We start from the raw sequence: 12,023 nt of genomic DNA on the forward strand, positions 1-12,023 counted from the left end.
AAATGGTTCTGGATGTCAATATCGTTGTATTCGATGGATTCGAACCCTTGGATGTTTTTGGCCCCTTTGAGGTTTTCGTCAACACTGATGACGCCCGCGTACGGCTTTTCTCCTTGGACGGCCCTGGCGTGAAAGTCGGTGAGGGCGGTGTCAGGGTCGAAAGCATGGGGTCTGAAGAGGTTGATCCCAAGGGGGTTCTGCTGATACCCGGCGGGTCCGGTACGCGAGCCCTGGTCGGGAACGATCGCTGGATAGGCCAGTTGGCAAGCCTGGTCGCTCGTTCGCCGCAGGTAATGACGGTCTGCACAGGCTCGGCTCTCTTGGCGGCCACCGGTGTGTTGGATGGTCGGCGTGCGACCTCCAATGACCTGGCCTTTGACTGGGTCGTCAGCACTGGCGAACGGGTGGACTGGATCAGGGATGCCCGCTGGGTGGTCGATGGAAGGTTTCGTACCTCTTCGGGCATCTCGGCCGGCATCGATATGGCCCTGGCCTTTGTGGAGGATACATGCGGGTCCGAGGCTGCGGACAAGGCCAGCATGCAAATGGAATATATCCGCAACCGGGATTCCGGTTATGACCCCTTCGCACGAAAGAGAGTGCTGCACAGTCAAGGCAGAGGTATAACGACACGCCGAACTGCATAAATATGCGCTTTATTGCATGAGTATGTATGATAGTGCCCGACGAAGGGAGCACTCATGCGGCAATACACGGTGGCTGTAGCGGGAGCTTCGGGGTATGCCGGCTCGGAGATGATTCGTCTATTAGCGGCCCACCCTGCCTTCCAGGTATGCACGGTCACTGGCCATGGCTCAGCGGGCAGGGTGCTGGGAGAATTCTCGCCCAATCTTCCTGGGTCGCTGGCCTCCATGCAGATTCAGGACACTGAGCCGGAGACACTGGCTGGCCATGATCTGGTGGTTCTGGCCCTGCCTCACGGGGCTTCGGGTCCCCTGGCCGACAAGCTGGACAACCAATCGTTGATGGTCGACCTGGGTGCTGACCACCGGTTGGAGGACCCGGGCGACTGGAAAAGCTACTATGGTGGACCTTTCTCGAGCCCGTGGACCTACGGGATGCCTGAGCTGCTCAACCCGGGTGGCAGCCGTCAGCGTCAGTTGCTTGGACAAACCCGACGGATCGCCGGTCCTGGGTGCAATGTCACAGCAGTCACTCTGGCCTTCCAGCCAGCCCTGGCCGCCGGACTGGTCCAAACCGATGATCTGGTGGCCGACCTTGCTGTCGGTTACTCGGGCGCTGGACGCTCAAGTGGCAGAATGGACCTGCTGGCAGCCCAGGCCATCAATTCGGCCCATCCCTACTCGGTCGCAGGAACCCACCGGCATATACCCGAAATTCTGCAGAACCTGCGCAAGGCCGCAGCCGCGGACCCCAACAGCGACGGGCCCCGGGGACCTGTCCGCCTGGGGCTGACTCCCGTTCTGGTTCCTATGTCACGCGGGATACTGGCCGTGGTTTCGGCCCGGCTGAGCGCGCGTGGGCAAAGCATGGGGATGGCTGAAATTCGCGCCGTCTGGGAAGAGCTTTATGCCGAGGAACCCTTTGTCGATCTGCTACCTGAGGGCAGGCTTCCCTCCACGGCAGATGTGTATGGTTCCAACCGCGCTCAAATCCAAGTCGCCGTGGATCAGCGCGCCGACCGCCTCTACGCTTTCGCCGCCATCGACAACCTGACCCGGGGCACCGCAGGCCAGGCCCTCCAGGCCGTAAACCTGGCTCTGGGCCTGCCCGAGGAGACCGGACTGACAACCATAGGAGTGGCACCATGAGCATCACCTATCCTGCAGGTTTCCGGACCGGCACCGCCATCGCCCATCGACCGGGAGGTTCACAGCGCCGAAACCTGGCCTTGGTCGTCAACAGCGGACCCATGGACACGGCTGTTGGGGTCTTCACACCCAATCGTTTCCGGGCTGCTCCGGTCATCTGGACCAGCCGAATTCTTGAAGAAGGCCATGCTGGAGCGGTGGTCATCAACTCCGGCAATGCCAACGCCTGCACGGGTCCCGAGGGCCTGGACCAGGCCAGAGGCATGGCCGAGCGGACAGGGGAGAAACTGGGCCTGCCGACCAAGCGGGTCGCTGTCTGCTCCACCGGGATCATCGGCCATCTGCTTCATCTCGATTCCATATTGACCGGCATTGACCAGGCCGCCCAGAAGATGTCGGCCAGTCAGGAGGCAGGCGAAGAGGCCGCCAAGGCAATATTGACCACCGACACCTGCACCAAGACAGTGGCCCTGGACGGATCCGGCTGGCGGCTGGGCGGCATGGTCAAGGGCTCAGGGATGATCGCCCCGCAGTTGGCCACCATGATCTGCGTAATCACCACCGATGCCATTCTGGAGCCGGGGCAGGCACGTCAAGCCCTGTCCGAGGCTTGCCGGCTCAGCTTCAACCGAATCGATGTGGACGGGTGCATGTCCACCAATGACACCGTCCTGCTGATGGCCTCCGGGGCATCTGGTGTACGGCCTGACCCCGGCCAGTTCCAGGAGAAGCTCGCTCAGGCCTGTGCGGACCTGGCCCATCGGATCGTGGCAGACGGTGAGGGCAGCCGCCATCGGATTCGCATCCGTGTGGATGGTGCCGAGAGCGAGGATGCGGCCCTTGCCTGCGCTAGGGCGGTCTCCGGTTCCACGCTGCTCAAGTGCGCGGTGGCCGGTGAGGATCCCAACTGGGGTCGAGTGGTGTCCTCGCTGGGCACAGTGCCGGTTGCGACGGCGGCCTATGATCCGGCCCATGTGGATGTAAGCTTCAATGGCATCAAGGTTTGCCAGGGGGGCCGTCCCGGCCAGGACCCGGAGCTGGTCGACCTGCACGTTCCCGAGGTCCATATCGACATCGACCTTGGACAAGGTGACAGCCAGGCCACGGTATGGACCGATGATCTGACCCACGAATACGTGACCATCAATGCCGACTACCACACCTGACGGGAAACCTGATTAAGAGGCGGCACCAAGAGCTGCAGCAATCGGAAGATGGTTATAAGGAAGGGGAAGAGGATGGCGGAAGACGAGCAGGATGCCGGAGATGAAAAGGCCTTGGAGGACGCCCGCAAGGCCCAGGTGCTCATCGAGGCCCTGCCCTGGCTGGAGGAGTTCGCCGGACAGCGGATTGTGGTCAAATACGGTGGCCACGCCATGGTGGACGACCATCTGCGTCAGTGTTTCGCCCAGGACATGGTCTTTCTGAGGCAGGTGGGCATGCATCCGGTGGTGGTGCACGGTGGTGGCCCGCAGATTTCCCGCATGCTCCAGGCCCTGGGCATCCCCTCGGTCTTCCGTGGCGGACTGCGGGTGACCACCCCCGAAACCATGAAGGTTGTTCGCATGGTGTTGACCGGACAGGTGGGCAGGGATCTTGTCGGCGCCATCAACGCTCACGGTCCCATGGCCGTCGGCCTGTCAGGGGAGGATGCTGGCCTGTTCAGTGCGGCACGCCGTACCGGCATGGCGGATGGCCGACCAGTTGATCTGGGCCTGGTGGGCGAGGTCGTGGGCGTGGATGCCTCGGCCGTCGAAGATCTGATCGATGCCGGACGAATCCCTGTCGTCTCCTCCGTAGCTCCTGACGAGCAGGATTCCACCCAGGTGCTCAACGTGAATGCCGACGCGGCCGCATCTGCTTTGGCGGTAGCCCTGGGCGCCCGGAAACTGGTCATTCTCACCGACGTGGAGGGATTATACGCCAACTGGCCCCAGGCCGACTCCCTGGTTTCCAGCATCGGTGTGGACCGGCTTGAGGATATGTTGGAGGACATGCATGAGGGGATGCGACCCAAGATGGAGGCCTGCCTGCAGGCCGTGCGCTCCGGTGTGGGGGAGGCCCACGTCATCGACGGGCGGCGGCCGCATTCCATGCTCAACGAGATATTCACCCGCAATGGCATCGGCACGGTGGTCACGCCGGGCCGGGACATGATCATGAGGAGGAGTCATGACGAAGGCTGATGCGCCCACTGCCGAAACTGTTGAGCCAATGAGGACTCCCGAGGGGCCGCAGAGCAGTCAATGGGCTGACCGCTATGAGCGAGTCCACATGCAGGTCTTCGGTCGACCGGGCAGGGTCATGGATCATGGCCGAGGTGCCTGGATCTGGGACCTGGACGGCAACCGCTACCTGGACATGATGGCCGGCATCGCGGTCAATGCCCTGGGTTACGCCCATCCTGCCTGGAACAAGGCATTGGCTGAGCAGGCTGGAAAGATGGCCCACATCAGCAACTTCTTCGCTTCACAGCCTCAGATCGAGCTGGCCGAACGACTGCTGGACCTGGCCCAGGCCCCAAAGGGATCCCGCGTCTTCTTCGCCAACTCGGGAACCGAGGCCAATGAGGCGGCCATCAAGCTTGCCCGTTTGCATGGCGCTCGCATGGGCGGGCATCCCGGTCGGATTCTGGCTCTGACCCATAGCTTCCACGGCCGCAGCATGGGCTCCTTGAGCCTGACATGGAAGCCGGCCATCCGTGAGCCCTTCCAGCCCTTGGTTCCGGGTATGGGCTTCCTGCCGGCAGAAGACGGCGAGGCTATAGAAGAGGCTTTCGCACAGGGGGAGACCTCAGGAGAGCCGGTGGCTGCCATCATTCTGGAGCTCATTCAGGGAGAGGCCGGGGTGCTGCCGCTGAATCCTGACTATTTTAGCCAGGTGCGTGAGCTCTGTAGCCGGCATGGGGCCCTGATGATTTTGGACGAGGTGCAGACCGGCATGGGTAGGACCGGCCACTGGTTCGCCTTCCAGGATCAGAGCCTGTCCGGAGGAGCCTGCCCGGATGTGCTCACCTTCGCCAAGGGGGTCGCAGGCGGCTTCCCCATGGGCGGGGTGATCACCTTCGGCCCTGGGCCATCAGGTCTGCTGACCCCTGGCCTGCACGGGTCCACCTTCGGCGGCAATCCCCTGGGATCGGCCCTGGCACTGACCACCTTGGAGACCATCCAGCGGGAGGGTCTACTGGAACGGGCGCGGCAGATGGGGGAGAGGCTGCGTGCCGGCCTTACCGATTGTGGCAATCCCCTCTATACCCAGGTCAGGGGCAGGGGGCTCCTGGATGCGGTCCAGCTGAGCGCTCCCTGTGCCGGGGATTTGGCCTCCTGGGCCCTGAACCATGGGCTGATTGTCAACGCAGTGGCCCCTGATGCCCTGCGTCTGGCCCCGCCCCTGATCATCCAGGCCGATCAGATCGACCTGGCCGTGGACATCCTGTCCAAGGCTCCGGCAAGTCTCGCGGACAAGGGCATGCGGCAGGATGATCAGTGAGATCAGCCATCAATGACGTACATGACCATATCGATAGGGAGGCAGAGATGAACAACGGTTTGCGGCACATGCTGCGTGACGACGACCTCAACCATGAGGAGCAGTTGGAGGTTCTTCGACTGGGCATGGCGTTCAGGGCCAATCCCTATTTATCTCAGCCCTATCAGGGGCCTCAGGCCGTGGCCATCATCTTCGACAAGCCCAGCACGCGCACCAGAACCAGCTTCTGTGTGGGCGTGGCCCAGCTGGGCGGCTATCCCATGGTCATCGACAGCTCTGGCTCGCAGCTGGGCCGTGGCGAGCCCGTGGCGGACACCTCCAACGTGCTGACACGGATGACGTCCACCATAGTCTGGCGCACCTTCGGCCAGGATCGGGTGGAGACCATGGCTGCACATGCCACCGTGCCCGTCATCAACGCGCTGACCGACTCCTTCCATCCCTGCCAGGTCCTGGCCGACTTCCTGACACTTGCACAGCACCGGGGCGGTGTTGACGCCTTGGCCGGCATGACCATCGCCTACCTGGGAGACGCAGCCAACAACATGGCCAACTCCTATCTGCTGGGCGGGGCAGTGGCCGGCATGAACGTGCGTATTGCCGGCCCACGCGGCTTCCTTCCTGATCCGAGTCTGGTGGATCAAGCTCGGGCTCTGGCTGCTGAAAACGGGGGATCCATTCTGGTCACCACGGATCCGGTCCAGGCCGTGGAGGATGCTGACTGCGTCTTCACGGACACCTGGGTCTCCATGGGCGAGGAGGACCAGTACGCCATCCGCTCCCATCCCTTCCTGCCCTATCAGGTCAACGCCGCACTTATGGCCCATGCCCGCCCGGATGCCCTCTTCCAGCACTGCCTGCCCGCCTACAGGGGCCGGGAGGTTACGGCCGAGGTCATCGACGGCCCACAGTCCGTGGTCTGGGACGAGGCGGAAAACCGGCTGCACGCCCAGAAGGCCCTGATGACCTGGCTGGTGGCCCGCTCCCGAGGTGACGAATCCCTCCTGCAAGGGGTGTGCTGATGCGTCCAACGACCAAGGTGGCCAGGCTGGACGCCATCCGCCAGGCATTGAACCGACATCGTGTCAACTCCCAGCAGCAGCTGTCGGCCCTGCTGGCTGATCAGGGCATCGAAGTGACCCAGGCCACCCTCAGCCGGGATCTGGACGACCTGCACGCCACCAAGCTGCGCTATGCAGACGGGAGCATGGCCTACTGGATTCCCGCCACCACCGACCAGCAGGCCATGGAGGCCGCTGCAGCCGAGGGGCCTGAGGTCGAGGGGGAGAACAAGACCGATGCCTACCTGGCCAAGATTCTGACCGGGCTGATCACCTCGGTGGCCCGGGCCCGCAACCTTCTGGTGGTCAGAACCCCGGCCGGCGCCGCCCAGTACGCGGCTTCAGCCCTGGACCGCCAGCCCATCAAGGGCATCCTGGGCACCATAGCCGGGGACGACACGATTCTGATCATCGCCGCCGACGATCAGGCGGCATCATCCCGGGCCGACTGGCTCATGACCATCGTCTCAGGCCAGGAGGATGCCAGGGCCCGATGAGTGCCGAAGACACCAATTCAGCATCTGCAAGTGTGAAATTACAAGGAAAGAGGATCGCCATGACCGAAAACAATCGCATCGTGCTGGCCTACTCGGGCGGCCTGGACACCTCGGTGTCCATTCCCTACCTCAAGGAGCGCACCGGCAAGGATGTGGTGGCCGTCTCCCTGGATGTAGGCCAGGGCGGGGAGCGTCTGCAGACCATCCGCCAGCGGGCCCTGGACTGCGGGGCCGTCGAGTCCGTCGTGGTGGATGCCCGTGACGAGTTCGCCAGGGATTACTGCATGCTGGCGCTCAAGGCCAATGCCATGTACGAGGGCGTCTACCCGCTGGTATCGGCCATCTCCAGGCCGCTGATCACCAAGCATCTGGTCCAGGCGGCCCACAAGTACGGTGCCGACACCATAGCCCACGGCTGCACCGGCAAGGGCAACGACCAGGTCCGCTTCGAGGTCTCCATCATGTCCATCGACCCCTCGCTGAAGGCCATCAGCCCCATCCGTGACCTGGGATTGATGCGGGATGTGGAGATCGCCTACGCCAAGGAGCACCACCTGCCCATCGAGCAGACCGAGGAGAGCCCCTATTCCATCGACCAGAATGTCTGGGGACGGGCCATCGAGACCGGATACCTGGAGGATCCCTGGAACGGACCCACCAAGGATGTCTACTCCTACACCGACGACCCGGCCTTCCCGCCGGTCGAGGACGAGGTGACCATCGACTTCGAGCAGGGTATCCCCGTGCGCATCGACGGCAGGGCCGTCACCCCCCTGGAGGCCATCGAGGAGATGAACCGCCGGGCCGGAGCCCAAGGGATTGGACGTGTGGATCTGATCGAGGACAGGCTGGTTGGTATCAAGTCCCGCGAGCTCTATGAGGCACCCGGTGCCGTGGCCCTGATCACCGCCCACCAGGAGCTGGAGAACTGCTGCCTGGAGCGCGAACAGCACCGGATCAAGCGCGACATCGACAAGCGCTGGGGAGAGCTGGTCTACGATGCTCAGTGGTACTCGCCGGCCGTCCGCTCTCTGAACGCCTTCATCGAGGAGACCCAGCGCTATGTCTCCGGCCGCATCCGCATGGTCATGCACGGGGGTCGGGCTGTCGTTACCGGCCGACAGTCCGACAGCTCCCTCTACGACTACAGCCTGGCCACTTACGAGTCGGGTGACAGCTTCGACCAGAATGCCTCCAACGGGTTCATCGCCATCTATGGTCTGGCCGACAAGGTGGCCGCTGCACGCGACATGCGCTTTGGCAACGGCATCGCACAGGACGAGCAAGAGCAGTGAGCACCGGCGACAAGCCCATGGCCCTCTGGGGCGGGCGCTTCAGCGGAGGGCCCTCGCCAGCGCTGGTCGAGCTCAGCCGGTCCACCCAGTTCGACTGGCGCCTGGCCGATGACGACCTAGCTGGTTCCCGTGCCCACGCCCGGGCCCTCAACCGTGCTGGGCTGCTGGATGACGGCGAGCTGGAACGTATGGAGCAGGCCCTGGATGAGCTCCAGGACCAGGTGGACTCCGGTGCCTTCGCCCCTGAGCCTGGCGATGAGGACGAGGCCACGGCACTGGAGCGCGGCCTTATAGACATAGCAGGGGACCAGCTGGGCGGCAAGCTGCGGGCCGGGCGCTCGCGCAATGATCAGATCGCCACCCTGATTCGAATCTGGCTGCGTCGTCACGCCCGGGTGCTGGCCAAGGATCTGCTGCGCACGGCCCAGGCTCTGATGGATCAGGCCCGGGCGGCGGGGACCACGGTCATGCCTGGGCGCACCCATATGCAGCACGCCCAGCCTGTTCTGCTGGCCCACCAGCTCATGGCACATGTCTGGCCCCTGATTCGTGACCTGGAGCGCCTGAGGGACTGGGACCAGCGTGCCGATGCCAGCCCATATGGATCTGGCGCGCTCGCTGGCACCACCTTGGGGCTGGACCCACTGCCGGTGGCACGGGATCTGGGCTTTAGCCGGGTATGCGCCAACTCCATCGACGGGACAGCCGCCAGGGATGTGGTGGCCGAGTTCGCCTTTGTTGCTGCCATGATCGGCGTGGATCTGTCCAGACTGGCCGAGGAGATCATCATCTGGAACACCCAGGAGTTCGCCTTTGTTCGCCTGGACGACGGCTATTCGACTGGGTCCTCCATCATGCCTCAGAAGAAGAATCCGGACGTGGCTGAGCTGGCTCGCGGCAAGGCCGGTCGATTGGTCGGGGATCTGGCTGGTCTGCTGACCACCCTCAAGGGGCTGCCGACAGCCTATGCGCGTGACCTGCAGGAGGACAAGGAGGCGGTCTTCGATCAGGTGGATACCTTGGAGGTCCTGCTGCCCGCCTTTGCCGGCATGATTGCCACCCTGACCTTCAACAAGGATCGCCTGGAGGAGCAGGCCCCCACAGGCTTCGCTCTTGCCACCGACCTGGCGGAGTGGCTGGTCAGGCAAGGAGTGCCCTTCCGTCATGCCCATGAGCTCTCCGGGGCCTGCGTCAAGTTGGCCGAGGGTCGTGGTTGCGAACTGGCCGACTTGGATGATGACGATTTCGTCAGCGTCTTTGCTGACTGGGTGCCCGCCGAGAGGGCTCCTGAAGTCCGTTCGGTCCTGACCGCCGGTGGAGCCGTGCGCGCTCGCCAGGGCCAGGGTGGAACCGCACCGGAGAAGGTCAAGGAGCAGATGGATCAGGCTGCGCATGCGCTGGAGGAGCTGAAGACTTTCGCTGACTCGCAGTCTGATGGGCCTGCCTATCGTCCGCCCAGGTGAGCTTTCTGGTTTCCGCCAGGCCGGTGGCCGCGTTAAAATTCCGAACGGCAATTCCTCAAGGGGGACGGCAAACAGCGAAAGGTGGCGGCGAGCATGAATCCGGTGGCACTGGTCCAGGCTTGGTGGGCCAAGCAGCACATCACTCTGGCCAAGGAGCCGCCCGGCTCACGCCAGGGATTGTGCTCGCCTCCGGACCGAGGCCGCGACCTGGAGCCGCTGACCATGCTGGTGGTGGGCGACTCCATGGCGGTCGGCTGCGGGGTGGAGGACCAGAGCCAGGGCTTCGTCCCTGATATAGCCGCTTGTCTGGCCACTCGGCTGGGGCGCCCGGTATCCTGGTCGACCCAGGGTCGGCTCGGGGCCACCATTCGCAGGGTGCGCTATAGGTTCCTTCCCGCTCTGCAGGATCATCCTGATCTGCTGGTCCTGTGTGCAGGTTCCAATGACATCATGGCCAACCGCACCGATGAGCAGTGGCGGGATGACCTGGCAGCCAGCATCGAGCTGGCTAAAGATAAGGGCCGTCAGGTGCTGGTCCTCAGCTCCGGTCAGCTCTATCGGGATCCAGCCCTGGGCAGGGCGCTCAGGGCTGAGGTGGAGCGTCGGATAACCCGTCAGACACAGACCAGCCGTCAGGTCTGCCAAGACGCCTCGGTGCCTTTCGTGGATGCCACCCGCGACGACGTTGGCACCGACCGACCCGACTTCTGGGGCATTGACCACTTTCATCCGGGAGTCCAAGGGTACCAGCGCATGGCCGCCTGCGTGGTCGACCACATTCCCCAAGACTTGATTAATCAGTTATCTGTGTCTGTACATTCCTGACTTGAATGCAGCGATTACGCTGAGAGGCTCCTTCTGATCGCCCTGCCTTAGCGAGACAGTCAGTGGTCAATAGTCAATCGACAGCGGCTGATCCGCAATAAATAATCAGTCCGGCTTCATACCTTGGTGATTCCGGCTTGATGCGGCCTTGTCTGCAGTGGTCCGGGGCTCTGCCGTGTCGGTATCTGTTGCAAGAATAGTAGGGTTTAGCGTACATTCATCTAATATTCGATAGGGAGTAGCCTCTCATGTCGCAGGTCACCGATTTCAGGCAGGCGGGTTTCGACTCGCTTTTCGACGAACTCAAGTGGCGCGGTCTCATTGCCCAGTGCACGGACGAGTCCGAGCTCAGGAAGGTGCTGGCCGACCCCTCGGTGACCTATTATTGCGGATTTGACCCCACGGCCCCCTCACTGCACGTGGGCAATCTGGTCCAGCTGCTCAACATGCGTCACCTGCAGGCGGCCGGTCTGCATCCCATCGCCGTTGTGGGCGGGGCCACCGGGCTGATTGGCGACCCTCGGCAGTCGGGGGAGCGCACCCTGAATCCCAAGCAGACCGTGGCCGAGTGGACCGAGCGGCTGCGTGGCCAAATCGGACGCTTCCTGGACACCGAAGGTGAGAATCCAGTCCGGTTTGTCAATAATTATGAGTGGACCGGCTCCATGAGTACCATCGACTTCCTGCGCGACGTGGGCAAGAACTTCCGCATGGGCACCATGCTGGCCAAGGACACGGTGGCCCGCCGTCTGGACTCCGACGAGGGCATCTCCTTTACCGAGTTCAGCTATCAGGTGCTCCAGGGCAATGACTTCCTGGAGCTCTTCGACCGCTACGGATGCAGTCTGCAGCTGGGCGGCAGCGACCAGTGGGGGAACCTGACCAGCGGCCTGGACCTGATTCGCAAGGTGCGCAATGCCTCTGTCAACGTCATGACCAGCCCGTTGATCACCGACTCCCAGGGCAAAAAGTTCGGCAAGTCCGAAGGCAACGCGGTCTGGCTGGATCCCACCATGTTCAGCCCCTATCGCTTCTACCAGTTCTGGTTCAACCAGCCTGACGACCAGGTGGTCAAGCTGCTGAAGACCTTCACCTTCCTGCCCAAGGCCGAGATCAAGCGTTTGGAAGAGCGGACCGCCCAGGATCCGGGCGCTCGCGAGGCCCAGAAGGTCCTTGCCTGGCAGGTGACCTCCTATGTGCACGGCGAGCATGCCGCTCAGGGGGCTATTGATGCCTCTGGTGCCCTTTTCGGTCGTGGCAAGACCCTGGAGGAGCTGGACGAGGATGTGCTGGATTCTGCTCTGGACGGGCTCAAGGTCGATGATGGTCAAGGCGGGCGAGTCCTGCCCGCAGCGAGCGAGGGCCAGCGTCTGGTGGAGGCCGGGGTTGCGGCCGGACTCTTCCGTTCGGTCTCCGAGGCTCGTAAGACTGTGGCATCGGGTGGTTTCTACCTGAATAACCAACGGGTCGAGGATCCGGATCAGGTATTGGGGAACAAGGACTTTCTGCATGGGCGCTTCGCCCTGGTTCGCAGAGGAAAGAAGGCCTTGGGCGCACTTGAGCGTCGGGCCGGCAAGTAGGAACGTAGGAATTAAGGACA

General features: G+C 63.1%; 11 protein-coding genes. All 11 read left to right on the forward strand.

Annotated features, from left to right (window positions below; translation table 11 throughout):
• Positions 1 to 2: 2 nt before the first annotated feature.
• Positions 3 to 647, forward strand: coding sequence for a DJ-1/PfpI family protein (locus ACUIAF_RS00985; protein ID WP_445338750.1), 645 nt, complete (start codon positions 3 to 5; stop codon positions 645 to 647).
• Between the two features lie 54 nt (positions 648 to 701).
• Positions 702 to 1,793, forward strand: a complete 1,092-nt coding sequence (argC, locus tag ACUIAF_RS00990) for an N-acetyl-gamma-glutamyl-phosphate reductase (RefSeq protein ID WP_445338751.1) — start codon at positions 702 to 704, stop codon at positions 1,791 to 1,793.
• Positions 1,790 to 2,959, forward strand: coding sequence for a bifunctional glutamate N-acetyltransferase/amino-acid acetyltransferase ArgJ (argJ, locus tag ACUIAF_RS00995; RefSeq protein WP_445338752.1), 1,170 nt, complete (start codon positions 1,790 to 1,792; stop codon positions 2,957 to 2,959). The genes argC and argJ overlap by 4 nt, the downstream gene beginning before the upstream one ends.
• Positions 2,960 to 3,031: 72 nt before the next feature.
• Positions 3,032 to 3,979, forward strand: a complete 948-nt coding sequence (gene argB / locus ACUIAF_RS01000) for an acetylglutamate kinase (protein ID WP_445338753.1) — start codon at positions 3,032 to 3,034, stop codon at positions 3,977 to 3,979.
• Positions 3,980 to 4,007: 28 nt separating this feature from the next.
• Positions 4,008 to 5,282 carry an acetylornithine transaminase gene (locus tag ACUIAF_RS01005; RefSeq protein ID WP_445339133.1) on the forward strand — a complete coding sequence of 425 codons (1,275 nt, stop codon included), beginning with the start codon at positions 4,008 to 4,010 and terminating at the stop codon, positions 5,280 to 5,282.
• A 47-nt stretch (positions 5,283 to 5,329) separates the two neighbouring features.
• Positions 5,330 to 6,304, forward strand: coding sequence for an ornithine carbamoyltransferase (gene argF, locus ACUIAF_RS01010; protein ID WP_198216899.1), 975 nt, complete (start codon positions 5,330 to 5,332; stop codon positions 6,302 to 6,304).
• The gene (locus ACUIAF_RS01015; RefSeq protein WP_015022062.1) at positions 6,304 to 6,840 is read left to right on the forward strand and encodes an arginine repressor; all 537 of its coding nucleotides are present in this window, start codon (positions 6,304 to 6,306) and stop codon (positions 6,838 to 6,840) included. Before argF ends, ACUIAF_RS01015 begins: the two co-directional genes overlap by 1 nt.
• Before the next feature lie 59 nt (positions 6,841 to 6,899).
• Positions 6,900 to 8,135, forward strand: coding sequence for an argininosuccinate synthase (locus ACUIAF_RS01020; RefSeq protein ID WP_198203494.1), 1,236 nt, complete (start codon positions 6,900 to 6,902; stop codon positions 8,133 to 8,135).
• Positions 8,136 to 8,152: 17 nt separating this feature from the next.
• Positions 8,153 to 9,598, forward strand: a complete 1,446-nt coding sequence (argH, locus tag ACUIAF_RS01025; protein WP_445339134.1) for an argininosuccinate lyase — start codon at positions 8,153 to 8,155, stop codon at positions 9,596 to 9,598.
• Positions 9,599 to 9,691: 93 nt separating this feature from the next.
• The gene (locus ACUIAF_RS01030; RefSeq protein WP_445338754.1) at positions 9,692 to 10,423 is read left to right on the forward strand and encodes an SGNH/GDSL hydrolase family protein; all 732 of its coding nucleotides are present in this window, start codon (positions 9,692 to 9,694) and stop codon (positions 10,421 to 10,423) included.
• Positions 10,424 to 10,671: 248 nt separating this feature from the next.
• Positions 10,672 to 12,003 (forward strand): tyrosine--tRNA ligase, encoded by a 1,332-nt coding sequence (gene tyrS, locus ACUIAF_RS01035; RefSeq protein WP_445338755.1) that lies wholly within the window; start codon positions 10,672 to 10,674, stop codon positions 12,001 to 12,003.
• Positions 12,004 to 12,023 lie beyond the last annotated feature (20 nt).

This window comes from Bifidobacterium sp. ESL0822 (assembly GCF_052606675.1).

Excerpts from the sequence above, each read along its gene's own strand:
- tyrS (WP_445338755.1), top strand. The coding sequence starts at position 10,672 with ATGTCGCAGGTCACCGATTTCAGGCAGGCGGGTTTCGACTCGCTTTTC.
- argB (WP_445338753.1), top strand. The coding sequence starts at position 3,032 with ATGGCGGAAGACGAGCAGGATGCCGGAGATGAAAAGGCCTTGGAGGAC.
- argC (WP_445338751.1), top strand. The coding sequence starts at position 702 with ATGCGGCAATACACGGTGGCTGTAGCGGGAGCTTCGGGGTATGCCGGC.
- ACUIAF_RS01015 (WP_015022062.1), top strand. The coding sequence starts at position 6,304 with ATGCGTCCAACGACCAAGGTGGCCAGGCTGGACGCCATCCGCCAGGCA.
- argF (WP_198216899.1), top strand. The coding sequence starts at position 5,330 with ATGAACAACGGTTTGCGGCACATGCTGCGTGACGACGACCTCAACCAT.
- ACUIAF_RS00985 (WP_445338750.1), top strand. The coding sequence starts at position 3 with ATGGTTCTGGATGTCAATATCGTTGTATTCGATGGATTCGAACCCTTG.
- ACUIAF_RS01005 (WP_445339133.1), top strand. The coding sequence starts at position 4,008 with ATGAGGACTCCCGAGGGGCCGCAGAGCAGTCAATGGGCTGACCGCTAT.
- argH (WP_445339134.1), top strand. The coding sequence starts at position 8,153 with ATGGCCCTCTGGGGCGGGCGCTTCAGCGGAGGGCCCTCGCCAGCGCTG.
- argJ (WP_445338752.1), top strand. The coding sequence starts at position 1,790 with ATGAGCATCACCTATCCTGCAGGTTTCCGGACCGGCACCGCCATCGCC.
- ACUIAF_RS01020 (WP_198203494.1), top strand. The coding sequence starts at position 6,900 with ATGACCGAAAACAATCGCATCGTGCTGGCCTACTCGGGCGGCCTGGAC.
- ACUIAF_RS01030 (WP_445338754.1), top strand. The coding sequence starts at position 9,692 with ATGAATCCGGTGGCACTGGTCCAGGCTTGGTGGGCCAAGCAGCACATC.